27 protein-coding genes are annotated in these 26,268 nt (G+C 55.8%); 15 read left to right on the plus strand and 12 right to left on the minus strand.

Annotated elements, in window-relative coordinates; translation table 11 throughout:
* Positions 1 to 89: 89 nt before the first annotated feature.
* From gpsA to KGP17_RS26575, 4 genes are all read right to left on the minus strand, one after another.
* Positions 90 to 1,109, minus strand: coding sequence for an NAD(P)H-dependent glycerol-3-phosphate dehydrogenase (gene gpsA / locus KGP17_RS26560; protein WP_071683747.1), 1,020 nt, complete (start codon positions 1,107 to 1,109; stop codon positions 90 to 92).
* The gene (gene secB / locus KGP17_RS26565; protein ID WP_021181865.1) at positions 1,109 to 1,579 is read right to left on the minus strand and encodes a protein-export chaperone SecB; all 471 of its coding nucleotides are present in this window, start codon (positions 1,577 to 1,579) and stop codon (positions 1,109 to 1,111) included. The genes gpsA and secB overlap by 1 nt, the downstream gene beginning before the upstream one ends.
* An 83-nt stretch (positions 1,580 to 1,662) precedes the next feature.
* The gene (grxC, locus tag KGP17_RS26570) at positions 1,663 to 1,911 is read right to left on the minus strand and encodes a glutaredoxin 3 (RefSeq protein WP_024482902.1); all 249 of its coding nucleotides are present in this window, start codon (positions 1,909 to 1,911) and stop codon (positions 1,663 to 1,665) included.
* Positions 1,912 to 1,937: 26 nt separating this feature from the next.
* On the minus strand, positions 1,938 to 2,372 hold the full coding sequence (locus tag KGP17_RS26575; RefSeq protein WP_021807259.1) for a rhodanese-like domain-containing protein: 435 nt from the start codon (positions 2,370 to 2,372) through the stop codon (positions 1,938 to 1,940).
* A gap of 303 nt (positions 2,373 to 2,675) precedes the next feature.
* On the opposite strand from KGP17_RS26575, the gene gpmM reads away from it, so the two are divergent.
* Genes gpmM through KGP17_RS26590 form a run of 3 tightly spaced genes read left to right on the plus strand, consistent with a single transcriptional unit; the run spans position 2,676 to position 6,517 of the window.
* Complete coding sequence (gpmM, locus tag KGP17_RS26580; protein WP_021807260.1) at positions 2,676 to 4,220, plus strand: 2,3-bisphosphoglycerate-independent phosphoglycerate mutase; 1,545 nt, start codon at positions 2,676 to 2,678, stop codon at positions 4,218 to 4,220.
* A gap of 9 nt (positions 4,221 to 4,229) precedes the next feature.
* Positions 4,230 to 5,564 carry a murein hydrolase activator EnvC gene (gene envC, locus KGP17_RS26585; RefSeq protein WP_039996198.1) on the plus strand — a complete coding sequence of 445 codons (1,335 nt, stop codon included), beginning with the start codon at positions 4,230 to 4,232 and terminating at the stop codon, positions 5,562 to 5,564.
* Positions 5,565 to 5,566: 2 nt separating this feature from the next.
* Positions 5,567 to 6,517 (plus strand): divergent polysaccharide deacetylase family protein, encoded by a 951-nt coding sequence (locus KGP17_RS26590; RefSeq protein WP_094981587.1) that lies wholly within the window; start codon positions 5,567 to 5,569, stop codon positions 6,515 to 6,517.
* A gap of 86 nt (positions 6,518 to 6,603) precedes the next feature.
* Here the strand turns inward: KGP17_RS26590 and tdh are convergent, their stop codons facing one another.
* A complete protein-coding gene (gene tdh / locus KGP17_RS26595) occupies positions 6,604 to 7,629 on the minus strand; it encodes an L-threonine 3-dehydrogenase (protein ID WP_021181859.1) in 1,026 nt (341 codons plus the stop codon).
* Positions 7,630 to 7,638: 9 nt separating this feature from the next.
* Entirely contained in the window at positions 7,639 to 8,835 is a 1,197-nt protein-coding gene (kbl, locus tag KGP17_RS26600) for a glycine C-acetyltransferase (protein WP_024482907.1), read from the minus strand.
* 240 nt (positions 8,836 to 9,075) lie between these two features.
* Between kbl and rfaD the strand changes: the two genes are divergently transcribed.
* The 6 genes from rfaD to KGP17_RS26630 are packed head-to-tail and all read left to right on the plus strand — an operon-like array spanning position 9,076 to position 15,457.
* On the plus strand, positions 9,076 to 10,008 hold the full coding sequence (gene rfaD, locus KGP17_RS26605; RefSeq protein ID WP_021807264.1) for an ADP-glyceromanno-heptose 6-epimerase: 933 nt from the start codon (positions 9,076 to 9,078) through the stop codon (positions 10,006 to 10,008).
* Positions 10,009 to 10,032: 24 nt separating this feature from the next.
* Positions 10,033 to 11,079 (plus strand): ADP-heptose--LPS heptosyltransferase RfaF, encoded by a 1,047-nt coding sequence (gene rfaF, locus KGP17_RS26610; RefSeq protein ID WP_071683750.1) that lies wholly within the window; start codon positions 10,033 to 10,035, stop codon positions 11,077 to 11,079.
* A gap of 2 nt (positions 11,080 to 11,081) precedes the next feature.
* Positions 11,082 to 12,047: a lipopolysaccharide heptosyltransferase RfaC gene (gene rfaC / locus KGP17_RS26615; RefSeq protein WP_223498618.1), complete on the plus strand. Its 966-nt coding sequence runs from the start codon at positions 11,082 to 11,084 to the stop codon at positions 12,045 to 12,047.
* Positions 12,044 to 13,207 (plus strand): glycosyltransferase, encoded by a 1,164-nt coding sequence (locus KGP17_RS26620; RefSeq protein WP_094981584.1) that lies wholly within the window; start codon positions 12,044 to 12,046, stop codon positions 13,205 to 13,207. The genes rfaC and KGP17_RS26620 overlap by 4 nt, the downstream gene beginning before the upstream one ends.
* A gap of 28 nt (positions 13,208 to 13,235) precedes the next feature.
* Positions 13,236 to 14,468 carry an O-antigen ligase gene (locus tag KGP17_RS26625; protein ID WP_209555067.1) on the plus strand — a complete coding sequence of 411 codons (1,233 nt, stop codon included), beginning with the start codon at positions 13,236 to 13,238 and terminating at the stop codon, positions 14,466 to 14,468.
* Positions 14,465 to 15,457 carry a glycosyltransferase gene (locus KGP17_RS26630; RefSeq protein ID WP_021807269.1) on the plus strand — a complete coding sequence of 331 codons (993 nt, stop codon included), beginning with the start codon at positions 14,465 to 14,467 and terminating at the stop codon, positions 15,455 to 15,457. Before KGP17_RS26625 ends, KGP17_RS26630 begins: the two co-directional genes overlap by 4 nt.
* A 16-nt stretch (positions 15,458 to 15,473) precedes the next feature.
* Here the strand turns inward: KGP17_RS26630 and KGP17_RS26635 are convergent, their stop codons facing one another.
* Positions 15,474 to 16,568 (minus strand): glycosyltransferase family 9 protein, encoded by a 1,095-nt coding sequence (locus KGP17_RS26635; protein ID WP_021181851.1) that lies wholly within the window; start codon positions 16,566 to 16,568, stop codon positions 15,474 to 15,476.
* A gap of 1 nt (position 16,569) precedes the next feature.
* On the minus strand, positions 16,570 to 17,526 hold the full coding sequence (locus KGP17_RS26640; RefSeq protein ID WP_065683743.1) for a polysaccharide deacetylase family protein: 957 nt from the start codon (positions 17,524 to 17,526) through the stop codon (positions 16,570 to 16,572).
* A gap of 215 nt (positions 17,527 to 17,741) precedes the next feature.
* On the opposite strand from KGP17_RS26640, the gene rfaQ reads away from it, so the two are divergent.
* From rfaQ to KGP17_RS26655, 3 genes are read left to right on the plus strand one after another with little or no spacing between them, the layout of a single operon-like run.
* Positions 17,742 to 18,821: a putative lipopolysaccharide heptosyltransferase III gene (gene rfaQ, locus KGP17_RS26645; protein ID WP_024527877.1), complete on the plus strand. Its 1,080-nt coding sequence runs from the start codon at positions 17,742 to 17,744 to the stop codon at positions 18,819 to 18,821.
* Positions 18,818 to 19,945: a glycosyltransferase family 4 protein gene (locus tag KGP17_RS26650; protein WP_094981578.1), complete on the plus strand. Its 1,128-nt coding sequence runs from the start codon at positions 18,818 to 18,820 to the stop codon at positions 19,943 to 19,945. Before rfaQ ends, KGP17_RS26650 begins: the two co-directional genes overlap by 4 nt.
* Positions 19,946 to 19,948: 3 nt before the next feature.
* Positions 19,949 to 21,046, plus strand: coding sequence for a glycosyltransferase (locus KGP17_RS26655; RefSeq protein WP_223498619.1), 1,098 nt, complete (start codon positions 19,949 to 19,951; stop codon positions 21,044 to 21,046).
* Positions 21,047 to 21,078: 32 nt separating this feature from the next.
* On the opposite strand, the gene KGP17_RS26660 is transcribed toward KGP17_RS26655, so the two are convergent.
* A complete protein-coding gene (locus KGP17_RS26660; RefSeq protein ID WP_223498620.1) occupies positions 21,079 to 22,092 on the minus strand; it encodes a glycosyltransferase family 9 protein in 1,014 nt (337 codons plus the stop codon).
* Between the two features lie 123 nt (positions 22,093 to 22,215).
* On the opposite strand from KGP17_RS26660, the gene waaA reads away from it, so the two are divergent.
* Genes waaA through coaD form a run of 3 tightly spaced genes read left to right on the plus strand, consistent with a single transcriptional unit; the run spans position 22,216 to position 24,756 of the window.
* Positions 22,216 to 23,493, plus strand: a complete 1,278-nt coding sequence (gene waaA / locus KGP17_RS26665) for a lipid IV(A) 3-deoxy-D-manno-octulosonic acid transferase (protein ID WP_024527873.1) — start codon at positions 22,216 to 22,218, stop codon at positions 23,491 to 23,493.
* Positions 23,494 to 24,267 carry a glycosyltransferase family 2 protein gene (locus tag KGP17_RS26670; protein WP_115159595.1) on the plus strand — a complete coding sequence of 258 codons (774 nt, stop codon included), beginning with the start codon at positions 23,494 to 23,496 and terminating at the stop codon, positions 24,265 to 24,267.
* 3 nt (positions 24,268 to 24,270) lie between these two features.
* Positions 24,271 to 24,756: a pantetheine-phosphate adenylyltransferase gene (gene coaD, locus KGP17_RS26675; protein WP_021807277.1), complete on the plus strand. Its 486-nt coding sequence runs from the start codon at positions 24,271 to 24,273 to the stop codon at positions 24,754 to 24,756.
* Here coaD and mutM read toward each other — a convergent pair whose 3' ends face one another.
* The 3 genes from mutM to rpmB form a co-directional block, all read right to left on the minus strand.
* The gene (gene mutM / locus KGP17_RS26680) at positions 24,757 to 25,566 is read right to left on the minus strand and encodes a bifunctional DNA-formamidopyrimidine glycosylase/DNA-(apurinic or apyrimidinic site) lyase (RefSeq protein ID WP_223498621.1); all 810 of its coding nucleotides are present in this window, start codon (positions 25,564 to 25,566) and stop codon (positions 24,757 to 24,759) included.
* 79 nt (positions 25,567 to 25,645) lie between these two features.
* The gene (gene rpmG / locus KGP17_RS26685; RefSeq protein ID WP_004392084.1) at positions 25,646 to 25,813 is read right to left on the minus strand and encodes a 50S ribosomal protein L33; all 168 of its coding nucleotides are present in this window, start codon (positions 25,811 to 25,813) and stop codon (positions 25,646 to 25,648) included.
* Between the two features lie 11 nt (positions 25,814 to 25,824).
* Positions 25,825 to 26,061, minus strand: a complete 237-nt coding sequence (gene rpmB, locus KGP17_RS26690) for a 50S ribosomal protein L28 (protein ID WP_004931195.1) — start codon at positions 26,059 to 26,061, stop codon at positions 25,825 to 25,827.
* Between the last annotated feature and the right edge of the window lie 207 nt (positions 26,062 to 26,268).

Raw genomic sequence — 26,268 nt, forward strand, 5'->3', positions numbered from 1 at the left:
TCTGCCAAAACAGGCTGCCCCGCCTGATCCCGGCAGGGTAACCTAATCAAATTGTCGTGACGCGATACATTGCTGCACCGCAGCCAAGGTCAGGCACTGTGCTTTTCGTCTTTCTTGGTGCGCCCAAGTAGAGTCAACGCTGCCTCGCGGGCATTTTTATTACAGTACAACACCTGATAGATCTGTTCGGTGATCGGCATTTCCACGCCAAAGCGCTGCGCCAGTGCCAATACCTCTTTGGTATTGCGATAGCCTTCAACCACCTGGCCGATGCTATCCTGCGCTTCCTGCACGCCCTTGCCTTGCCCCAGCATAATACCGAAACGACGGTTGCGCGATTGATTATCCGTGCAGGTTAACACCAGATCGCCCAACCCAGCCATGCCCATAAAGGTGGAAGGATCGGCACCCAATGCCGAACCGAGACGGCTCATTTCTGCCAGACCACGGGTGATCAATGCGGTACGCGCGTTGGCACCAAAACCGATACCGTCGGACATACCGGCACCGATGGCAATCACGTTTTTCACCGCGCCGCCCAGCTGTACCCCGATGAAATCCGGGTTGCTGTAAACGCGGAAGCTTTTGCCACAGTGCAACAGCTGCTGTAAATCTTCGGCAAACTGCTCGTCGGTGGCGGCGAGGGCGATCGCCGTTGGCAATCCGGCCGCCAGCTCTTTGGCAAACGTTGGCCCAGAAACGACCGCCAGTGGGATGGTATCCCCCAGAGCCTCACGAGCCACGTCTTGCAACAGCCGCCCCGTTTCCGCTTCCAGACCTTTGGTCGCCCATACGATGCGGGCATCCGGGCGCAGGTGAGGTTTCAACTGACGCAATACGTCACCAAACACGTGGCTAGGCACCACCACCAGCACATCACGGCTGGCCGCTAATGCACGAGCAAGGTCGGTTTCGAGCAACAGGGTATCGGGGAAAGGAACGCCGGGAAGGAACGCCTGATTGCAGCGATCGCGCTGCAGAATCTGGATCTGCTCGGGGTTATGCCCCCACAGCACTACCGGGTGGCCATTACGCGCCAGCGTAATGGCTAAAGCGGTGCCGTACGAGCCGGCACCGATTACAGTCATTGAAGCATTGACGGTATTCATCAGGCATCCTGATGAGGTTCAGCGCTTTCGCCTTCCGCCTGCTGCTGCAAATAGCTCATGAACAGCGCGTCAAAGTTTACCGGTGCCAGATTCAACTGCGGGAAGGTACCGCGAGAAACCAGGCTGGTGATGCACTCACGCGCATACGGGAACAGGATGTTCGGGCAGTATGCACCCAGGCAATGTGCCAGTTGCGTGCCTTCGATACCGGAGATGGAGAAGATACCTGCCTGCTGAACTTCACACAGGAATGCAGTTTCTTCACCCAGAGAGGCGGTAACGGTAACGCGCAGTACCACTTCGTAGACGTCGTCTGCCAGGTGGCTGGAAGCCGTATCCAGATCGAGCTTAACTTCTGGCTGCCATTCTTGCTGGAATACCTGCGGAGCGTTTGGCGCTTCGAATGAGATATCCTTGGTGTAAATGCGTTGGATCTGGAAAGCCATCTCTGTGCTGTTTTGTTCTGACATGTGTGTAATACCCTTGGTTAACTATCCTTAGAGACACTCAGTGGTTGCAATACCCACATCTTGGCAGTGGGACCGCCGCTGGTTTACAGCAGCGGATCCAGCCCACCGCGAGCATCAAGTGCATGTAAATCATCACAGCCGCCAATATGTTGGCCATCGATGAAAATCTGAGGCACGGTGGTTCGCCCACTGCGCGCGATCATTGCTTCGCGCTTGACGTTATCACCATCGATGGCAATCTCGCTAAACGCAGCTCCCTTGCTGTTCAGCAGCGCCTTGGCGCGATGACAGAACGGGCAGGTTGCCTTGGTGTAGATCTCAATGTTAGCCATGGAAACCCCTTCAATCACACTAAAATTTACTTGCCACGCGCCAACGGCAGGTTTTCCCCACTCCAGCCGGCAATGCCGTCTTTCAGGGTATAGACCTGTTCAAACCCGGCTTTGCTCAGGTTTTCTGCGGGTTCGCGTGAGGTGGTGCCATTGGCACAGACCACGATGACCGGCTGGGCCTTGTGTTTATCCAGTTCGCCGAAGCTGCCGGTTTTGATCTCGCTCGCCGTCAGGTTGATCGCGTTGGCGATATGGCCTCTGCGGAAATCATCACGGGTACGGGTATCGACCACTACCGCATCTTCTTTATTAATCAAGCGAGTAGCTTCACCGCGGGCGATCTCTTTAACCTTGGAGAAACGGCTCTTGAAGGTCATGACGATCACGGCAGCCAGCAGACCGACCCAGGCCAGACTAAGTATGGGGTGCCGGCTAACAAATTGCATAATTTCTTGCAGCATGGGGTGTAACAACTCCCGTCAGTTAAGGGAAAAATAAGTCAAGGTTTCAGAGTATACCTGCCGAATGCGTCAAATACAGCCAATAAGCAAACGGGAATGCAGAAACTGCGGAGTACACTGGAAAATTACCGTCATGACGTTGAGAAAGTCGAGGCTGTTCACCGCATCTTTGATCTCTTTGGGCTCTTTTTAGTCGGTCACAATGTAGTATCATCGGGTTCCAGAGGGTGAATAGCCATCATTCCAGTGCCCACGGGCTGATGGCTATTCACAACTTAAAACGATCATAAAGAGGTTACTGCAATGTCGAGCAAGAAAAAGCCCATGGTACTGGTGATCCTGGACGGTTACGGCCACCGGGAAGAGCAACAGGACAACGCGATCCTGAACGCCAAAACGCCGGTCATGGACCGTCTGTGGCAACAACAGCCGCATACCCTGATTGCCGCTTCCGGTCTGGATGTCGGCCTGCCTGATGGCCAGATGGGTAACTCGGAAGTCGGTCACGTGAACCTCGGCGCTGGCCGCATCGTGTATCAGGACCTGACCCGTCTGGATAAAGAGATTAAAGACGGTGATTTCTTCACCAACGCAACGCTGACCAGCGCCGTCGACAAGGCCGTGAAGGCAGGCAAAGCGGTACACATCATGGGCCTGATGTCCCCTGGTGGCGTCCACAGCCATGAAGATCATATCCTGGCGATGATCAAGCTGGCCGCACAGCGCGGTGCCAAAGCGGTTTACCTGCATGCCTTCCTGGATGGCCGCGACACTCCGCCGCGCAGTGCTGAAAATACACTGAAACGTTTCAGTGACGAATTTGCCACGCTGGGTGCCGGGCGTATCGCCACGGTGATCGGCCGTTACTATGCGATGGATCGTGATAATCGTTGGGACCGCGTACAGCTGGCCTACGATCTGATGACCCAGGCCAAAGGCGAATTCACCGCCGACAACGCCGTGGCCGCGCTGCAGGCTGCCTATGCCCGTGACGAAAACGACGAATTCGTTAAACCAACCGTGATCCAGGCTGCGGGCGAAGCCAGCGCCGAGATGAACGACGGCGACGCGTTAATCTTCATGAACTTCCGTGCCGACCGTGCTCGCCAGATCACCCGCGCCTTCGTCAATGCCGATTTCGACGGCTTCCCACGTAGCAAAGTGGTCAAGTTTGGTGATTTTGTCATGCTGACCGAATACGCCGCCGACATCAAAACCGCCTGTGCCTATCCACCTGCCTCGCTGGCCAACACCTTCGGTGAGTGGCTGATGAAGCATGACAAAACCCAGCTGCGCATTTCGGAAACCGAAAAATACGCCCACGTCACCTTCTTCTATAACGGCGGCGTCGAAGAACCGTTCAAAGGTGAAGACCGTATTCTGATCAACTCGCCAAAAGTGGCCACCTACGATTTACAGCCAGAGATGAGCTCCGCCGAGCTGACCGAAAAGCTGTTGGCAGCCATCCACAGCGGTAAATATGACGCCATCATCTGTAACTACCCGAACGGCGACATGGTTGGCCACACCGGTGTCTATGATGCAGCCGTCAAAGCGGTAGAAACCCTGGATAACTGCATTGCGCAGGTAGTTGAAGCGGTGAAAGCCGTTGACGGCCAACTGCTGGTCACCGCCGATCACGGTAACGCCGAGCAAATGCGCGATCCGGCCACCGGCCAGGCGCACACTGCCCATACCAGCCTGCCAGTGCCGTTGATCTACATCGGTAAAGCCGCCAAAGCGGTGGAAGGTGGCAAACTGTCCGACATCGCTCCAACCATGCTGTCACTGATGGGAATGGAAATCCCGCAAGAGATGACTGGTAAGCCGCTGTTCATCGTGGAATAATCCTTCCCCATGAGGGAGAAGGCGAATTTTGCACTATCAAGGGTAACCCGAAGCGCAAACTCAGGCAGCCAACCGCTGCCTGAACGCTCCGCGCCACGGAAGTTAACCACACTCTGCGCCAGCGTGTTTTTCGCTGGCGCATTGTTGTTGCCATTCACCAGCAACGCCGCGGAAGATAACAAATCCCAGCTCAAAGATATTCAGCAGAGCATCGCGGAAAAAGAAAAAGCGGTTAAACAGCAGCAACAACAGCGCAGTTCGCTGCAAAATCAGCTCAAACTCCAGGAAAAGACCATCGCGCAAGCCAGCCGTTCGCTGCGTGATACCCAAGGTACGCTCGACATACTGGGCAAAGACATTGCCGGGCTGAACACCTCCATCGCCAAGCTACAAACACAGCAGTCCACTCAGCAGGAAATCCTCGCCAAACAGCTCGATGCCGCCTTCCGCCAGGGGCAACACAGCGCCTTGCAATTGGTGCTCAGCGGCGAGGAAACCCAGCGCAGTGAGCGCATGCTGGCTTATTTCGGCTATCTGAACGAAGCACGTCAACAGTCGATTGAACAACTCAAGCAGACCCGCAAGCAATTGGCAGAGCAAAAGAGCTCGCTGGTGGCCAAACAGGGTCAGCAGAAATCCTTGCTTGGCGAGCAACAAACCCAGCAGCAAAAGCTGGAACAGGCGCGCATCGCCCGTAAAAAAACCCTGACCGCGTTAGAAGCCTCGTTGGAAAAAGATCAACAGCGGCTGGTGGAACTGCGCCAGAACGAAAGCCGTCTGCGCGATCAGATCGCCCGTGCCGAACGTGAAGCCCGCGCCCGAGCCGAACGCGAAGCGCGTGAAGCGGCCAAGGTGCGTGAGCAGGTCAAAGTCAAAGAGCAGCAGGCAAAGAAAACCGGCACCAGCTATAAACCGAGCGAAGGTGAGCGTTCACTGATGGCGCGAACCGGCGGTTTGGGCAAGCCTGCGGGGCAAGCCGTATGGCCAGTGCGTGGCCGCATCGAACATCGCTTTGGCGAGCAACTGCAAGGTGAGTTACGCTGGAAAGGCATGGTGATTTCCGCAGCCGAAGGCAGCGAAGTCAAAGCCATTGCCGATGGCCGCGTGCTGCTGGCTGACTGGCTGCAAGGCTATGGCCTGGTGGTCGTGGTCGAACACGGTAAGGGCGATATGAGCCTGTATGGCTATAACCAGAGCGCTTTGGTTAGCGTCGGGGCGCAGGTGCGTGCCGGTCAGCCTATCGCCCTGGTCGGTACCAGCGGTGGTCAGGGAACGCCATCGCTCTATTTCGAAATCCGTCGCCAGGGTCAGGCCGTTAACCCACAGCCGTGGTTGGGAAGATAGATTTGTACTATAGCAAAACGCGTACTGCCCTGTTGTTGAGTGCGCTGCTGTGCGTTAGCGCAGCGCAGGCAGGCAAGCTCTCTATCGTGATCGATGACGTGGGCTATCGCCCACATGAAGAAAATGCCGTACTGCAAATGCCGACGGCGATCTCCGTTGCCGTGCTGCCCAATGCGCCTCACGCCCATCTGATGGCCACCAAAGCCCATAGCCAAGGCCGTGAAGTGCTGATCCACATGCCCATGGCTCCCCTCAGCAAACAGCCGCTGGAGCGCGATACCTTACAACCCTCCATGAGCAGTGAAGAAGTGCAGCGTATCATCCGTAATGCGGTGAATAACGTTCCTTTTGCGGTGGGCATGAACAACCATATGGGCAGCGCCATGACCTCCAGCCTGCCGGGCATGCAAAAGGTCATGCAGGCGCTGGAAAGCTACCATCTCTATTTTCTCGACAGCATGACCATCGGCAACAGCCAGGCCACGCATGCGGCGGCGGGCACCGGCGTGAAGGTGATCAAACGCAAGGTGTTCCTTGACGATACGGCCAACCCGGACGATATCCGCCGCCAGTTTAATCGTGCCGTCGAGCTGGCACGCCGCAACGGATCGGCCATCGCTATCGGCCACCCGCGCCCGGCAACGGTAAAAGTGCTGCAACAGATGCTGGCTACGCTGCCCTCCGACATCGTGCTGGTGAAACCCAGCTCGCTGCTCAATGAACCTCAGCAGAGCGGAAGCGGCTATGTGCCGCCATCCAAGCCACACAAACCGCAGCCGAAAAATCCGTTCACCGGTGGCATCAAGCAGTGCAAAGTTAAATTGCCGCAGGAAGGCGTGAATGCCAGCCATGCGCTGGGCATCATTGCAGAAAGCGTGGCGCAGTCGCCAGTGGTGGTAATAATCAAACGCCATTGGCAGCACTGGGTAGGTTCGGAGCCAACCAAGCCATAAGATAAAAGGCGGGGCTTACGCTCCGCCTATCATTTAATGACCAAGTAGCCAGGACGCCGTATGCAGCGCCCACTTAGCCAATCACATCAATCCCAGCTCAGTACCACTTTCCCCGATTGCCCGGAACGCATGGCGTCAAAGCCCTGCTGGAACTCATCAATCGAGAAACGGTGAGTGATGATCGGCGTCAGATCCAGACCGGATTGGATCAGTGCCGCCATCTTGTACCAGGTTTCGAACATTTCGCGGCCGTAGATCCCTTTGATAAACAGCCCCTTGAAGATCACCTGAGTCCAGTCAATCGACATATCTGAAGGTGGGATCCCCAGCATCGCAATACGGCCGCCGTGGTTCATGGCATTGAGCAACGAACGGAACGCCGGTGGCGCGCCGGACATCTCCAGGCCCACGTCAAACCCTTCGGTCATGCCCAACTCGGCCATCACGTCCGTCAGGTTTTCTTTGCTGACGTTTACCGCACGGGTCACGCCCATCTTGCGCGCCAGCTCCAGGCGATATTCGTTCACGTCGGTGATCACCACGTGGCGTGCGCCAACGTGTTTACATACCGCCGCGGCCATAATGCCGATTGGGCCTGCGCCAGATACCAGCACGTCTTCCCCAACCAGGTCGAAGGAGAGCGCGGTATGCACGGCGTTGCCAAACGGGTCGAAGATCGAGGCCAGCTCGTCCGAGATATTGTCCGGGATTTTGAAGGCGTTAAACGCCGGGATCACCAGATATTCGGCAAAAGAACCTGGGCGGTTTACGCCCACGCCGGTGGTGTTGCGGCACAGATGCGTACGGCCACCGCGGCAGTTACGGCAGTGGCCACAGGTGATGTGCCCTTCGCCAGAAACGCGATCGCCGATGCTGAAACCTTTGACTTCCTGGCCGATGGCGACCACTTCACCCACATATTCGTGGCCCACGACCATCGGTACCGGAATGGTTTTCTGCGACCATTCGTCCCAGTTATAGATATGCACATCAGTACCGCAGATAGCGGTTTTGCGGATCTTAATCATGACATCGTTGTGGCCCAGCTCAGGCTGAGGCACATCGGTCATCCAAATACCTTCTTCCGCTTTCAGTTTTGCTAATGCTTTCATCGAATTACCTTATGCAATAACGCCAAGCGTCTTACCGATGCGGATAAACGCCTCAACAGCACGTTCAATCTGCTCCGGTGAGTGATCGGCTGACATCTGGGTGCGGATACGTGCCTGACCTTTTGGCACCACCGGATAGAAGAAACCAGTAACGTAGATGCCTTCCTTAAGCAGTGCGTTGGCGAAATCCTGCGCCAGTTTTGCTTCACCCAACATCACCGGGATGATGGCGTGATCGGCCCCGGCAAGCGTAAAGCCCGCTGCGGTCATTTTTTCGCGGAACAGGCTGGCATTGGCCCAAAGGCGATCGCGCAGGGCGTCCCCGTCTTCGAGCAGTTCCAACACCTTGATCGACGCTGCCACAATGGCCGGCGCCAGCGAGTTGGAGAACAGATAAGGGCGTGAACGCTGGCGCAGCCACTCCACCACCTCTTTCTTGCCAGCGGTATAGCCGCCGGAAGCGCCGCCCAGCGCCTTACCCAAGGTGCCGGTGATGATATCGACGCGGTCCATCACTTCGCAGTATTCGTGCGTCCCACGCCCGTTGGCGCCGACAAACCCCACCGCATGGGAATCATCGACCATCACCAGCGCATCGTATTGGTCCGCCAGATCGCACACGCCCTTCAGGTTGGCGATCACGCCGTCCATGGAGAACACCCCGTCGGTGGCGATCATGATGTGGCGCGCCCCGTCCGCCTTGGCCTGCTTCAGTTGCTCGGCCAGTTCACTCATGTCGTTATTGGCATAGCGATAGCGCTTGGCCTTGCACAGGCGCACGCCGTCGATGATCGAGGCATGGTTCAGCGCGTCGGAAATAATGGCGTCTTCCGGGCCCAGCAGGGTTTCAAACAGGCCACCATTGGCGTCAAAACAAGAGGAGTAGAGGATCGCATCTTCCATTCCCAGGAAATCGGCCAACTTTTGTTCCAGTTGCTTATGGCTATCCTGTGTACCACAGATAAAACGCACTGACGCCATGCCGAAGCCATGGCTATCCATCCCGGCCTTTGCCGCCGCGATCAGCGCCGGGTGGTTAGCCAGCCCGAGATAGTTATTGGCGCAGAAGTTGATCACCTGGCGACCATCAGCCACCGAGATATCGGCCTGTTGGGCAGAAGTGATAATGCGCTCTTGTTTAAACAGCCCTTCGGCGCGAGTGGTAGCAAGCTGCTGTTCCAGCTGCTGGTAAAAAGACGCAGACATTCGGTCATCTCCAGGATAGGGGCATTTTCGGCATATTTTACTGCGTTGCCGGCAAACTGACGACATTCCGCCGCAGAGAATCTGAAAATTGCAGCAGATATCACGGCAAACCGGCGCATAGTGTAACGGCACGGGATATTAAGAGCCGTACCGATGTTCCCAATGGCATGAAATGCTATTATAGGCAGCATATAGGGTGGGGCATTGTGCACCACCGGGAAGAACACAGGGGTAAACCCAATGATTATCGTCACTGGCGGCGCTGGCATGATTGGCAGCAACATCATCAAGGCACTGAATGAAAACGGATATCGCGATATCCTGGTGGTGGATAACCTGAAAGATGGCACCAAATTCGTTAACCTGGTCGACCTTGATATCGCTGACTATGTTGATAAAGAAGACTTTATCGCCAGCATCATGGCCGGTGACGATCTGGGTGACATTGACGCCATTTTCCATGAGGGTGCCTGTTCCTCTACCACCGAGTGGGATGGCAAGTACATGATGGATAACAACTATCAGTATTCCAAAGACATCCTGCACTACTGCCTGGATCGTCAGATCCCGTTCCTGTATGCCTCTTCCGCTGCCACCTACGGCGGCCGCACCGATAACTTTATCGAAGAGCGTCAGTTTGAGCAGCCGCTGAACGTTTACGGTTACTCCAAATTCCTGTTCGACCAATACGTGCGCGAGATCCTGCCAGAAGCGGATTCGCAGGTGTGTGGCTTCCGTTACTTCAACGTTTACGGCCCGCGTGAAGGCCATAAAGGCAGCATGGCCAGCGTCGCGTTCCACCTGAACAACCAGATCAACCGTGGCGAAAATCCAAAACTGTTCGCCGGCAGCGAAAACTTCAAGCGTGACTTTATCTACGTCGGCGACGTGGCGGCGGTCAACCTGTGGTTCTGGAAGAACGGCGTATCCGGCATCTTCAACTGCGGTACCGGCCGTGCGGAAACCTTCCAGGCGGTGGCCGATGCGGTAGTGGAATACCATCAGTCCGGTGCCGTGGAATACATTGAATTCCCGGAAAAGCTGAAAGGCCGCTACCAGGCTTACACCCAGGCCGATCAAACCAAGCTGCGCGCTGCCGGTTATGACGCACCGTTCAAAACCGTGGCCGAAGGCGTGAAAGAATACATGGCCTGGTTGAATCGTCCCGCTTAAGCGCTGAAGGAAGTTACTCACGGTATGAAAATACTGGTCATTGGCCCTTCGTGGGTTGGCGATATGATGATGTCGCAAAGTCTCTACCGCACCCTGAAGGCCGAGCACCCGTCGGCAGAAATCGATGTGATGGCACCTGCCTGGTGCCGTCCCCTGCTGGCGCGGATGCCCGAAGTCAACCAGGCATTGGCAATGCCGCTGGGCCACGGTGCCCTGGCATTGGGCGAACGCCGCCGTCTTGGCCATGCGCTACGCGCCAATGGTTATGACCGTGCCTATGTGCTGCCCAACTCATTCAAGTCTGCCCTGGTGCCCTTCTTTGCCAACGTGCCGCAGCGTACCGGCTGGCGCGGCGAGATGCGCTATGGCCTGCTCAACGATCTCCGCGTACTGGATAAAGCAGCATTCCCATTGATGGTGCAGCGCTATGTCGCACTGGCTTATGACAAGCAGCGGATACAGCGCGCCGAAGATCTGCCGCAGCCGATACTCTGGCCGCAGTTGCAGGTCAGTGACGAAGAGATTGCCGAAACCACGTCAGCGTTTAATCTCACCGATCACCGGCCCATTATCGGTTTTTGCCCAGGCGCCGAATTCGGCCCAGCCAAACGCTGGCCGCATTACCATTACGCCACGCTGGCACAGATGTTGATCGACGCAGGCTATCAAATCGCCCTGTTTGGCTCAGCCAAAGACCACGAGGCCGGTGAGCAGATCCGTGACGCATTGGCAGAAAAGTCTCGCGATTTCTGCTTCAACCTGGCCGGGGAAACCCAGCTCGAACAGGCAGTGATCCTGTTGGCCTCCTGCCGGGCCGTGGTCAGTAACGATTCCGGCCTGATGCACGTTGCAGCAGCGTTGAATAAACCTCTGATAGCCTTGTACGGGCCAAGCAGCCCAGACTTCACCCCGCCGCTGTCCCATCAGGCCAAGGTGATCCGCCTGATCAGTGGTTATCACAAGGTACGCAAAGGCGATGCCGACCAGGGCTATCACCAGAGCCTGATCGACATCCAGCCACAGCAGGTGTTAGACGCGCTGACGCCGTTATTAGCCGCCAGCGAGGAATAATCATGCAGGTGCTGATCGTAAAGACCTCTTCGATGGGGGATGTGCTCCATACGCTGCCGGCCTTGACCGACGCGATGCGCGCCATCCCCGGTATCCGCTTCGATTGGGTAGTGGAAGAGGGGTTCAGCCAGATCCCTACCTGGCATCCGGCAGTGGATCGCGTGATCCCGGTGGCCATCCGCCGCTGGCGTAAAAATTGGTTCGGCAGTGAAACACGCCAACAGCGCTGCGATTTCAAGCGCCAGGTGCAGGAGCGCGACTATGACATCGTGATCGATGCACAGGGCCTGATCAAGAGCGCGGCGTTGGTGACGCGCATCGCGCACGGCAGCAAACACGGCCTGGACTGCAAAAGCGTCCGCGAGCCTTTTGCCAGCTGGTTCTATAATCATCGCCATGAGATCGACAAGCAGCAGCATGCGGTGGAACGCATTCGCGAGCTGTTCGCCAAGAGCCTGGGGTATGCAAAGCCGCAGAGCACGGGTGATTACGCCATTGCCGCTCGTTTTCTAAGCCAACCACCCGCCGATGCCGGGCAATATCTGGTGTTCCTGCATGCCACTACGCGGGATGAAAAACACTGGCCGGAGGAAAACTGGCGCGAACTGATCGCGCTGATCGCTCCGAGCGGCATAAACATCAAGCTACCTTGGGGGGCTGAGCACGAACGCCAACGCGCTTTACGGCTGGCAGAAGGGTTTGAACACGTTGAAGTGTTACCCAAGCTCAGTCTGCAACAGGTTGCCGAAGTGCTGGCTGGGGCAAAAGCCGTGGTGTCGGTCGATACCGGATTAAGCCACCTGACCGCCGCGCTGGATCGCCCGAATATCACCCTGTTCGGCCCGACCGATCCGGGGCTGATTGGGGGTTATGGGCAGAATCAGCACTCACTGATTTCGCCGGAAAAAAGCATGGCCACCCTCACCGCCGACGCCGTTTGGACAGAACTGCAAAAGGTTATTGCATGAAAAAGCTGCATATTATCAATTTAGGCAAGATGGGCGGGGTTGAGCGCCTGTTCCTGCAGTATATCAATGATACCCACGACGGCAGTAATCAGGTGATTTGCGTCAGCAGCGAAGTTGGCGAAGAGATCCGCCAACAGATGCCGAACCAGCAGGTCACCTTTGCCAACCGGCTGTTCAATTCGCTCCCTCTGCGTTGCCCACAGTTCCTGCGCAAATACCTGCTGCAAAGAAAAATCGAGCGGGCAAACGCCGACGTCATTATCGTGTGGGATCTGATCCCAGGGCTGGCGGCCAAGCCCAAGCGTGGCAAACTGGTCTATTATGATCATGGTTGCTCATGGCGCTACGCCAAAAACCACAAGACCTTGCGCTTCTTCGCCATGCTGGACGGCGTGATTTCTGCCTCCCATGCCTCAAAACGGGTGATGGAGCTGCGCTTTAATCTGCCTTGCCCGAATCCGGTGGTGATCAACCGCATCAAAACGCCTACCGGGATCGATGAAACGCCAAAATCATTGGCACAGCCGATCAGGATTGGGACTGCCTCGCGCCTGGTGAGCCTGAAAGGCATCAGCGTTTCTCTGCTGATGATGCAGGAGCTACTGCGCCGTGGGCACGACGTTTATCTGGAAATTGCGGGCAAAGGCCCGGATCGGACAGCGTTTGAAGCCCTGGCAGCCAAGCTGCAGCTCGGTGAGCGGGTGGTTTTCAGCGGCTTTCAGGATAACGTGGCAGATTTTTTCAACCGCACACAAATCTATATGAGCACGCCGATCACCGAACCCTTCGGCTTATCCTGCATGGAGTCGCTCTATTTTGGCGTACCGGTGATTTTCCCCATGGTAGACGGCCAGCCGGAAGCGGTGAAAGACGGCTACTGCGGCATTGGCTTGACGCCGACGGTATCCATTGAAGAGCACCAGCGGTTAACCGGCATCAAGGTCGATTTCCCACACGAGGTTTACGATCCCCTCTCCGACAGCCTGGTCACACCGAAGCTGTTGTCGCATATCGATTGTGCGGATGCGGTAGAGAAACTGCTGGTGGCAGAAACCTACCACCAGATGAGCCAGAATGCCCGGCACTACCCCGCTCAACATTTCAGCTATGCTCTGTTCAAAACAGAATTCGACGACACGCTGCAATCCTTTATTGCTTAACCGTAATGTGAGCCGGAAACCTTACTCCATGTTTAAAGAAACAGCCCCGCACCCGATTTTCAGCTACCTGATCTATCTGGGATGCGCCATTGCCTTTTGTACCATCCCTTTTGGCTTCGACACGGGGCGTAACCTGTTTTATGTCTCCAGCTATATTTCCTTTATTGCCGTTTGTCTGCACTTAAGGTACTTCCTGAAAAACAAAAGAAACCTGATCCTGCCGCTGCTGTTTTTCTGCGTAGGCATGGGGACGATTTTCTGGATGAACCATTTCAAGCAGCCCGGCGAATACATCAATATTTACCGCTCGTATATGTCGACCGGTAAGCTGCAGATTGCCACAGCGTTTATTTTGTTGATCGCACTGAACGAGCGTCTTTGCATGCAACGTGCCTTTATTGTCGTGGCGTTGGCCTGCGGTTTGGCCGTCAATGGCTATGCGCTTTATCAGGGCCTGCAGTTAGATATCTCGCGCGTGGAGCTTAACTTCGACCGGGCTACCGTCGTTGCCTACCTGATGACCGCCATCAGCCTGGTCATGATGAAGGCGATACTGATGCTGCGGACCAAGTATCGCATCCCGCTGTACGTGGTTGGCTTCCTGCTCACCTTCTCCACTCTCATCCTAACAGGGACGCGGGCGGCCATACTGGTGTACCCCGTTGCCATCTGCCTGTCGCTGTTGGCAACCAAAGACCTGGTGACCCGCAAGCATAAGATCCAACTGGTCGCCTCGGTGCCTTTATTGCTATTGGCCTGCGGTTTCGCCTTTAAGTCACAGATAGAACAGCGTGTTGCCGATTTCAAAACCAATCTGCAGATGATCGACCAGCCCGAAGTGGATAACTCGATTATTTCCCGCCTGACGATGCAGGTCATTGCCATACGCACCGGCTCGCTTGCGCCAATGGGACAATCTGCCGAACAGCGTGGGGAGGAGATCCGCGCCATCGTTGCACAGGAGCCGCGGTTGTACGGGGTAACGCCTTACATCAACGTGCATCTGCATAACGAACTGCTGGAAACCTATTCGCTCAAAGGCCTTTGGGGAAGTTTGTTGTTACTGGCGCTGTACATCGGCCTATTCATCTCCTCATTTAAGCCGTATCGCAATGCGCTGTTGCTGGGGGTGACCTTCAGCCTGTTTGTCTACGGGCTTAGCGACGTTATCTTCTTCAGTACCGAAGGCACGGCAGTCTTCTGCCTGGCCATCATCGCCAGCGTGCTGTCGGTGAAAAAGCGTCAGGAACCGTCGGTATGAGTTCGTCACCGCTGCTGCTCAGCTTTATTGTGCCGGTATACAACAATGAAGACTTTGTCATCGCCAGCCTGAGCTCGTTATACGATCAGATCGGTGATGATATTGAAGTGGTGATTATCGATGATGGCTCAAGCGATGCGTCTGCGGCCCTGGTGAGCCAATTCCTGGCGGCAAGACAGCACCCGCATAGCAAATTCATTACTCAGGCAAACGGCGGCGTTGCCCACGCCCGTAACGTCGGTTTGCAACACGTCAGTGGACGCTACGTCGCATTTCTGGACGGCGATGACCTGCTGAGCAGCGACTATCTGGCGATCCTGCGCCCGCTGTTACTCACGGGCAGAGATGATCTGATTGATTTCAACTATCAGAAATTCTCTGGAAACCCGCCAGCAGTGCCCGCCAATAGCGAGATACGCTACCGTAGCTACGATTTCGAACAGCACGGCCTGGCCAGTCTGAAGCCGCTGTTTGAACACTCAATGTGGCACGTCTGGAGCCGGATTTACCGGCGTACGCTGCTGGCTGGGGAAACGTTCGAAAACGGCCGCCGCTATGAAGACGTTATCTTCACGCCGTTCCAATATTTCAAAACCCGCCACATCGCGCATCTCGACCACCCGCTCTACTTATATCGGGATAATGACCGTGGGATCACCCGCAACATCCGGGCGAAAGATAGTGAAGATATGCTGTTTGCCATGCAGAAGATGCTGCGCTTCGTGGACGCTCATCGCGGTGATGAGCCACTGCGGCAGCTGGCTGCCCTGATGCTCGCCAACGCTTTCTCGGAGTTAAAGGCCATGTCGAAGGCGGTCTACGGCTATTATCGCTACCCACCGGAAACCCTGGCGATCCTGCGCCAAACGGCGGCCCTGTGTAGCAACAGCGACGTTCCGCACAAGAAAGTCCGCCAGATGCGCTTCGCGCGCGTGGATAGCTGCCTGTCTAAAATCCGTCGCTGGCTGAAGAAGAAACGCACCGGGTAACCGATGCGTTTTTTTCTCAAGGGTTCAGTGGTACGTGAGCCACGATCTCATCAAAAACCCGCTGCGGTTGTATGACACCCACCGGGCCTTCCGCTTCCAATGGCATGGTGTAGCCCGTGCGTGACTGATGAATGATACGGTGCAGTTGGTGATCCTGGATCGGCCCGGTTGAGCGCGGGTCAGCGGTGACAAACAGGCTGATGGTCTTGGTTTTCAGGGCCACCGCCAGATGAAGCGGCCCGGTATCTCCGGTCACCAGCACATCCAGGCTACTGATCAGCGTCAGCGCTCCTTGCAGCCCGGTTTTGCCGATCTGGTTGTCAACGCAAGCCTGGGTATTGGCATTGATCAGCCGCTGGAACTGCTGGGCTTTTCCTTCTTCCATCGGCGCACCAATCAGCACGAAGCGCATGTTGTCATAGCGAGCAACCAGCATATCCGCCAGTTTGGCAAAGTGCCCCACCGGCCAGCAGCGTGATTCTGTTGAAGCGCCTAGCTGGAAACCAATGGTGCAGAAATCAGGATTTTTACTGCCTGGCGTATAAGGTGCCGGTATTTCCATGGTCGGATCGTCGCTACGGCAACCCAGAATAGAAACCAGCTCCAGCTTACGGCGGATAAAGTGGCCGTAATAATGAAATACGTAGTTGGTCAACCAAGGCTCCAGCCCACAGATCCCCGAGCTGTAGTTATCCCGGATGACATATTTGGCCCCGGCCATAATGGCGCTGATAATGTCATAAGGCAGATGTGAATGCATGATCAGCGCCAAATCAGGCTGATGCTCACGCAACGATTTCAACAGCGGCCCCAGGGTCTTTATTTTGCTATTCCAGTAGACTACGCGATCGTAATAGCGGCCGTTTTCTACCAGTTCCCTATTCTTTTCATGTACCACCAGCGTGATATGCGCTGCCGGGTAGCGTTCGCGCATCGCTCTTAACACCGGGGTATTGAACATGAAATCCCCCAGTGCCGTCGTGGAATAAATCACGATATTCTCGAACTGGAGACGGCTGTCGAAAGTCGCTGGCGGCTGGAAACGGCCGTGCTTTGCCGTATAGCGCCGCAAGAACCAGTCAGCGGCCTTGATTTTCCATTTTTTTGACATGTTAATTCACTTTCAGTTGATAGTATTCAGCCAAGGTCATGCCAACCGTGCGCTGTTGCAACCAGGCAAACAGCTGCTCCAAATCGCGATATAACGCGTCAATATCCTGCTCGGTCTTGAACGTCGGGCTGCCTCCCGGCATAAACTCGGAGGAGTGCAGCATAAATTCGACGTAATCGTGCCCCTGTGCCAGAGAGCGTTCGACCACCAGCTTCATCTTGTCCAGATTGTTACCGGAGGGACGCAGCCAATGCACCGACGGCGAACGCTTTTTACCCCGCAGGCGGTCATAGCCCTGTTTCACCGCATTCATCAGCGCCGAATGTTTATACTGAATGCTCATTGGCACTTCCAACAGCGTGGAATTACCGGGTTTGGCGATATTGGCCGGATCGATAAAATAGGCCTGCGAGGGGAAATGGCGATAGTCGGTCCCGCCGTTGCCCTGCGGATTGCCGGGCGAATACTGCCAGTTAACGCGCGGAGTGACGGAACAATCGACCTGATAGCCATATTCCAGCAGCAATGAGGCATAAAACTCATTAAACGCCCAGCGCCCGGCACGGTGGCTGAGCATCTTGGTCTGGAAGGTATCTTCCAGCAGCTTGGTCATATGATCGACCTTGGCACGAATTTGATCGGCCGGGTATTCGATCAGATAGGGTTTATGCCGCCAGTCATCATCGGTGAGCGGCGTCAACGGTGGGCTGTTCCAGGCGTGCAGATGCATGCCCACTTCGCCGGTGCCGCGTGCTATCACGTCGCGGGCAAATTCAACATACTGGGTATCGACCGCCATTTCATAGTTGGTCAGATAAACCGGCTTGCAGGCATATTTTTCACACAGCGCCTGAAAGCGCGGCAAAAAACGCGTGTTCTCGGTCGAAATGCGATCGTGGTTTTGCCACAGATTATCGCCTTCGGTATCAATCGTGATAAGAAACGCCGGTTTAGTCATACATTGGGAACCTGATAGTCACAGATTTACATTATGTTACGCAGCCCCATTCCTCAGGGCAAACGACTTTATCGCCTCGTTTGGACAACATTGAGCCGTAATTGTCACTCTATGCCACTATTTTTTTCTGTGCAGGCAAGAAAACCGAGCAACAGTAGCCACATGCAATCGGGTCATTTAGAATCAAAGATTGGTTTCCCTGAAAGCGACTGACTATGAACGACGCGCCAGCCCCTGTTTCTGCCACGCCCATACAGCGTATTCTGATCGTCAAGCTGCGCCATCATGGCGATATGCTGCTGACCACTCCGGTCATCAATACGCTGAGGCAGAACTATCCCGATGCTCAAATCGACATCCTGCTGTACAAAGAAACGCAGGAGATGTTGGCGAGCAACCCGGCGCTGTCGCAAATCTTTGTCATCGATCGCCAGTGGAAAAAACAGGGCACCAAGGCACACTTGGGTCACGAACTGCATCTGATCCGTCAGTTGCAGGCACAACGCTACGATCTGGTGGTCAACCTGGCCGACCAGTGGCGCAGTGCGTTGATTACTCGCCTCACCGGTGCCCGCATTCGGCTGGGATTCGATTTTCCCAAACGCCGTGGCTTCCTGTGGCGTTACTGCCACACTCAGTTGGTGCCGGTAGCCGGGCACGAGCATCTGCATACCGTTGAACAAAATCTCTCGCTGCTGCAACCGCTGGGTTTACCTGAGCAAAACCAGCAGGTCACCATGAGCTACAGCCCACAAGATTGGCAGGCCAGCCACCAGCTTTTGCAACAAAATGGCGTCACCGGCAGCTATATCGTGGTACAACCCACGTCGCGCTGGTTCTTTAAATGCTGGAGCGAAGAAAAAATGGCGGCCACCATCAGCGCATTGCAGGCCGAAGGGCACCAGTTGGTGATCACCTCAGGGCCGGATGCCAAAGAGCAGGACATGGTGGCGCAAATACTGAAACAGTGCCCACAACAAGGGGTGGTTTCTCTGGCCGGGCAGTTGACCCTGCGTCAGCTGGCGGCGTTGATCGACCATGCCAAACTGTTTATCGGGGTAGATTCAGTCCCCATGCATATGGCGGCGGCATTACAAACGCCCTGCGTGGCGCTGTTCGGGCCATCCAAGCTGGTATTTTGGCGCCCCTGGCAGGTTATCGGCCAGGTGATTTGGGCCGGGGACTACGGCAGCCTGCCGGACCCGGATGCCATCAATACCGGCACCGATGAGCGCTACCTGGACCTTATTCCTACAGACGTGGTGATTGCAGCCGCGCGGAGCACGCTTGCATGAAAGCATTTCGCCTGGCGATTGTCCGCCAAAAATACCGCCCGGATGGCGGGGCAGAACGATTCGTTTCCCGTGCCCTGGAGGCGCTGGAACAACAAGACCTGGATCTGAACGTCATCACCCGCGAATGGCAGGGGGACGTTAACCCGAACTGGCACATCCACCTGTGCAACCCGATGAAGTTCGGGCGCATCAGCCGCGAACGCGGTTTTGCCGAAGCGGCTCGAGCCCTGTGGCAGAAAGAGAGCTTCGATCTGGTGCAAAGCCATGAACGCATTCCCGGCTGTGATATCTATCGCGCCGGTGACGGCGTCCATCGCCGCTGGCTGCTGCAACGGGCACGCCTGCTGCCGGAGTGGCGGCGCAAATGGCTGTTCTCCAACCGCTATCACCGCTATGTGATGTGTGCCGAACGCGCCATGTATGCCGCGCCAGAGCTGAAAGCGGTGATCTGCAACGCCGAGATGATCAAACGGGAAATCATCGCCGATTTCGGCGTGCCGGCCGATAAAATCACGGTGATCTACAATGCCATCGACAATCAGAAATTTTTACCGGCGAATGAGCAACAGCGGCAGCAGTTGCGGGCGCAGTATCAGATCCCGCAACAGGCGCACTGTCTGATCTTTGTCGGTTCAGGCTTCGAACGTAAAGGGTTGGCAGCCGCAATTCGCGCCGTAGCCGCCACCGACAGCTACCTATTGGTGGTGGGTAAAGATAAAGCAGAAAAACGTTACCGCTCACTGGCACAAAAGCTGGGTTGTGGTGACCGGGTGCGCTTCATGGGCGTGCAGAAACAGACGCTGCCGTTCTATCAGGCCGCCGATGCCCTGTTGCTGCCAACGTTGTACGATCCGTTCCCCAACGTGATTTTGGAAGCCATGTCATGCGGGCTCCCGGTGATCACCAGCACCACCTGCGGTGGCGCTGAGTTCATCACTCCTGGGCATAACGGCTTTGTCTGTGATGCATTGGACGTCAGCGCCCTCACCGATGCTATCGTTGCACTGCCACGGCAAGCCTTGGGATCGAGCATGGGAGAGGCGGCGCGGTTGCGTATCATGTCGGCCACGCCAGCACACCTCTCAGAACAGCTCATATCGTTGTATAACCGACTGCTGGACTAACTTATGCGTATTCTGATGATTATCGACGGCCTGCCGGGCGGCGGAGCAGAAAAGGTGGTACTGACCCTGTGCCAGGGCATGCAGCAGTTGGGGCATGATGTCAGCCTGATCTCATTGCGGGACGTCTGCAACTACCCGATCCCCACCGGCATTGATTATCAGGTGCTCAGCGACAACTGCCGATCGCCTTGGCGTAAGCTGACCGAGCTGGCACGCCGCGCCGCGATGTTGGATCGCGCGGTTGCCGCCAACGAGCAGCAGCACGGCCGTTACGACCTGGTGTTCTCCAACCTGCACAAGACCGATCGTATCGTCAGCCATAGCAAAGTGCTGGACAGCACCCGGCTGTGGTTCTGCATTCACGGCATTCTGTCCACCTCCTACCTCGGTCACCGTACCGGCCTCGATCGCTGGCTGAAACGCCGCAAGGTCGCGGGCGTCTACCAGCGGCAGAATATCGTTGCCGTCTCGCAGGCGGTGGGCAACGATCTCCAGCAAAATCTGGGGATTGCTCCTAACCGGCTGGCGGTGATCAACAACCCGTTCGATATCGCCGCCATCGAACAGCAGGCGGCAGAGCCTTGTGAACTGGCAGGCAAAGACTATCTGGTGCACGTGGGCCGTTTTCATCCACATAAACGCCACGACCGCTTGCTGAAAGCCTACGCACTGTCTGGTATCCAGGCCCCTTTGGCGCTGGTGGGCGCTGGCAATGAAGCGCAAATCAACGAGACCAAACGCCTTGCCGCAGAGTTAAACATTAGCGATCGCGTGCTGTTCCTCGGTTTTCAGGCCAATCCCTATCCCCTGATCAAACACGCCGCGATGCTGGTGCTCAGTTCAGACAGTGAAGGGTTCGGTAACGTGCTGGTTGAAGCCTTGCTGTGCGACACGCCGGTCGTCAGCACCCGTTGCCCTGGCGGGCCTGAGGAAATTCTGGAAAAAGCGGGGTTAACCCGTGCGCTAGCGGAATTAAATGAAGCCTCACTGGCGGAGAAAATGGCAGAGATTTATGCTCATCCGCCGGTCATTAATCACCAGCAGCTGCTGAGCTATGGCCTGGAGCCTATTTGCCAACAGTATCTGGCGTTAAAAAAATAACTCCAGGCAGGTTTACCCTGCCTGGTTGTTAATTAATTCAAGGCCTGTATTTCTTGCCACACCTCATCGACGGTAACATCGACGCAATCACCCGACTCGGTTTGCAGGATCCGATATTGTCCGCTCCACGGATGCCAAGACTCTTTATCCGTATCGCCAAAGAAGACCACCATGCTTTTATTCAGTGCCGCGGCCAAATGCATCTGGCCACCGTCGCTGCACAGCACCCGGTCGCATAGCTCGAAACCGGCCAACAGTTCGCGTACCGATGCTGTTGGGTAGAGCGCTACCCTTTCGTTCTGGCAGCCAGCCAACAGCTGCTCCGCCCGCTTTTGATCGCCGATATCATCAGGCGTCAGCGTTCCCTGTGGTGACCAGAAGATCAGCACGCCAGTGGTAGGATCGGCAATCAGGCGGTTGATGATTTCGGCGTAGCGCTCAATAGGCCAGCGCCGTTTCGGACTGCGGCTGCTGATATGCACGGCAAATACCCGCTCAACCGGGGGCAGCAGACTGTGTAAACGTTGCTGCGCTTGGTGCTGTTCTTCCGCAGTGAGGAAGACCTTCACCGGAGGAATGGCAATGGAGCAATCGGTGATGGCAGACAGGTAGCTGAAGGTGTGTTCCACCTGATGCTTGCCGTGAAAATCCGCCGCGCGGAAAGGGTGATGAATTTCACTGGTGCCAAGATCTGCGCCGATAATATTTTTAACCCCGGCCATTTTTGCTAGGCGCAGGCTATATTTGCACGGCACCGGGTTAGCCAGAATAGCCGCATCAAACTTTATTTTTCTCAGCTGTAAAAATATCATCAGCCGTTCAAAATAGACCCCAAGGGTGGTCTCATTCTTGGCTTTGTGTTTAGCCTTCTTATAAACAAACACCTTGGTGAGATGCGGGTTATTTTTCACCACATCCTGGCTGACTTTATTGATAAGCAGATAGAGGTTGGCGTCAGGGTAAGCGGTTTTCACCCCTTCAATCAGCGGGGTAGTACAGACAAGATCGCCAATATTGTCGCGGCGGATAATTAAAATATTCTTCATTACAAACCTATCGGCGACATCTCTCGCCTGTTGTCCCAACCTGACACCGAGCCACCAAGTTAGCGCCTTTCCCTTCCGGTTATGGTACTATTCTGGATAACCCATATAAATGAAATTGATAGAATGCTGCTCCGTTTATATCAGGTACTACTCTACCTTATCCAACCCCTGATCTGGCTCCGCTTACTGCTGCGCAGCCGCAAAGCACCAGCCTACCGTAAACGCTGGGCGGAACGCTATGGTTTCTGCGCCGGGAAAGTAGTATCGGGCGGCATTATGCTGCATTCCGTTTCTGTTGGCGAAACCCTGGCGGCGATCCCTCTGGTTCGCGCCCTGCGCCATCGTTACCCTTACCTGCCGATTACTGTGACCACAATGACGCCAACGGGTTCCGAACGGGTGCAATCCGCTTTCGGTAAAGATGTGCATCATGTCTACCTGCCTTACGATCTGCCGGGTTCGATGCGCCGTTTCCTCGACCAGGTGGATCCCAAGCTGGTGATCATCATGGAAACCGAGCTGTGGCCCAACCTGATTAACGCCCTGCATCAGCGCCAAATCCCGCTGGTGATTGCCAACGCGCGCCTTTCCGCCCGTTCGGCGGCTGGCTACAAGAAAATCGGCGGTTTTATCCGTGATATCCTGCGCCGCATTACCCTGATCGCTGCGCAAAATCAGGAAGACGGCGAGCGCTTTATCGAACTGGGCCTGAAGCGTTCACAGCTGACCGTCACCGGCAGCCTGAAGTTCGATATCTCCGTAACGCCAGAGCTGGCGGCCAGAGCCGTTACGCTACGCCGCCAATGGGCACCACGCCGCCCGGTGTGGATCGCTACCAGCACTCACGAAGGTGAAGAAACCATTCTGCTGGAAGCCCACCGCCGGTTGCTGGAAAAACACCCCGACCTATTACTTATCCTGGTACCGCGCCACCCAGAACGCTTCCCAACCGCCAAAGAGCTGACGCAAAAAGCGGGCTTCAGTTACACCACCCGCAGCAGCGGCGAAATCCCTTCCAGCAGCACACAGGTGGTGATTGGCGATACCATGGGCGAACTGATGCTGCTGTACGGCATTGCCGATCTGGCCTTCGTCGGTGGCAGCCTGGTTGAGCGTGGGGGGCATAACCCCCTGGAAGCAGCCGCCCATGCCATTCCGGTGCTGATGGGCCCACATACGTTCAACTTCAAAGATATCTGCGCCAAACTCTCCGAAGCGGGCGGGATGATCACCATCAGTGATGTCGATTCCTTGGTGAAAGAGATAGAAACGCTGCTGACCGATGAAGATTATCGCCGCTATTACGGCCGCCACGCGGTTGAAGTGCTGTATCAGAACCAGGGGGCGTTGCAGCGCCTGCTGCAGCTGTTGGAGCCACACCTGCCGCCACGGAGCCACTGAATGAGCCACCGTAACAGCCTGTCGGTAGTGATGATCGCCAAAAACGAAGTCGAGTTGCTGAGCGAATGCCTGCAATCGGTCGCCTGGGCTGATGAAATCATCGTGCTAGATTCCGGCAGTACCGACGGTTCCGTCGCTTTGGCGGAAAGTCTGGGGGCCAAGGTGTTTACCCATACCGACTGGCAAGGCTTCGGCAAGCAGCGGCAGAAGGCACAAAGCTACGCCACTCAGGATTACGTGCTGATGATCGACGCCGACGAACGCGTCACGCCAGAATTGCGCCACTCCATCGAGCAGGTATTAGCCAACGCCGACGATAGCGTCGTCTACAGCCTGGGCCGCCGTAACCTGTTTCTTGGCCGCTTTATGCGCCACAGCGGCTGGTATCCCGATCGGGTCAACCGGCTGTATGCCAATCAGCGCTATCGCTATAACGACGATCTGGTCCATGAATCCCTCAACACCGGCGGCGCAAAAGTCGTGCCGCTGCAAGGCGATCTGCTGCACCTGACCTGCCGTGACTTTTTTGCTTTCCAGCGCAAACAACTGCATTACGCCGAGCAGTGGGCAATCCAACGCCACCAGGCCGGTAAGCGCTGCGGTTATCTGTCGATCCTCACCCACACGCTGGGGGCGTTCTGCAAAACCTGGCTGCTGCGGGCCGGTTTCCTCGACGGCAAACAGGGCTTGCTGTTAGCCGTGGTCAACGCGCAATATACCTTCAATAAATATGCCGCACTGTGGGCATTGGGCCGCAACTATTCAGAGAAGTAAACCATGAGCAGCAAAGCCATCTACCCAGGTACCTTCGATCCAATGACCAACGGCCATTTGGACCTGGTCACCCGCGCCTCACTGATGTTTGATCACGTGATCCTGGCCATTGCCGCCAGTTCGAGCAAAAAACCGCTGTTTTCGCTGGAAGAACGCGTTGCCCTGGCCACGCAGGTGACCTCTCATCTGGATAACGTCGAGGTGCTGGGGTTCAGCGAGTTGATGGCGCACTTCGCCGCCCATCAGAACGCCAATATTCTGATACGCGGCCTGCGTGCGGTATCCGACTTTGAATATGAATTGCAGCTGGCGAACATGAACCGCCATCTGATGCCAACGTTGGAAAGCGTGTTTCTGATGCCTTCCGAGCAGTGGTCATTTATCTCTTCTTCCTTGGTGAAGGAAGTGGCACGCCATGGCGGCGACATCGCACCGTTCTTGCCGGATGTCGTCACCAAAGCGCTGATGGAAAAGCTGGCCGCGCAGTAATCATCGCTGGCAGCGGCGGCAGAAGAAGGTGCTGCGCTGCCCGTGTTTGGCGCTCTCGATCGGTGTGCCACAGGCGCGGCAAGGTTCACCTGCCCGGCCATAGACCTGCAGTTCCTGCGCGAAATACCCCGGCTTGCCGTCCGACTGCAGGAAGTCACGCAGCGTCGTTCCCCCTTGTTCAATTGACCGCAGCAACACCGCCTTGATGGTTTCGGCCAACAGATCCGCCTGCGCCTTGGTCAAGGATCCCGCCTGACGATCTGGCAGGATCCCGGCGGTAAACAGCGATTCGCTGGCATAGATATTCCCCACGCCAACCACCAGCTTGTTATCCATCAACCAAGGCTTGATCAGCGTACGCTTATTACGGGACTTCTCGTACAGGTAGGCGCCATTGAACTCTTCACCCAGCGGTTCCGGGCCAAGATGAGCCAACACGTTGCTGGCGGCCAGATCGTCACACCATAGCCAGGCACCAAAGCGGCGCGGGTCGGTGTAGCGCAGGATAAAACCGTTGCTCATCACCAGATCGACGTGGTCATGCTTACCTGGCTCGATTTCCTCTGCCAGCATACGCAAGCTGCCAGACATCCCCAGATGCACGATAATCCAGCCGTGGTCCAACTCGATCAGCAGGTACTTGGCACGGCGCTGTACGCTGCGCACCGGCCGATCGCTCAGCGCCAGGATCTGCTCGGAGACCGGCCAACGCAAACGAGCGTTACGCACCACCGCATACTGGATGGTGTGGCCAACAAGATAAGGCTCGATACCACGGCGGCTGGTTTCGACTTCTGGTAATTCAGGCATGACTGGCTCCCTCTCCGTTTGCTACCCCTATAAAATGAAAAAACCCGGCCGAGGCCGGGTTTTCATTAATCCACTAAAATTATTTAATTTTAGCTTCTTTGTAGATCACGTGTTGACGGACAACTGGATCGAATTTCTTCAGTTCCAATTTTTCCGGCTTAGTACGCTTGTTCTTCGTGGTGGTATAGAAGTGACCAGTACCAGCAGAAGAAACCAGCTTGATCTTCTCGCGAACACCTTTAGCCATGATGCAGTTCCTTAATACTTCTCACCACGGGCACGCAGATCGGCCAAGACCGTCTCAATACCCTTCTTATCGATAACACGCATACCTTTAGCAGATACACGCAGAGTTACAAAGCGCTTCTCAGCCTCAACCCAAAAACGGTGTGAGTGCAGGTTAGGCAGAAAACGGCGTTTGGTCGCGTTCATTGCGTGGGAACGGTTGTTACCGCTCACCGGGCGCTTGCCAGTAACTTGGCAGACTCGTGACATGTCTTATTCTCCAAAAATCAAATCAGCTCGAGCTTCGTATAGGGTATGGCCGCCTCGTCAGGCTTTTAGAGCCCATCTCAGCAAACTTCATACTGAGGAGACTCTCGTCATCAGGTCAGAAACCTCACATCAGGTTGGAAACCTGCTGAGATAGGCTCTTAACGCCAAACCCAAGATTCTCAAAGGTGGCGTAGTATACGCTCTGAA

Source organism: Serratia sp. JSRIV001, from assembly GCF_019968745.1.
Taxonomy (GTDB): Bacteria; Pseudomonadota; Gammaproteobacteria; order Enterobacterales; family Enterobacteriaceae; genus Chania; species Chania fonticola_B.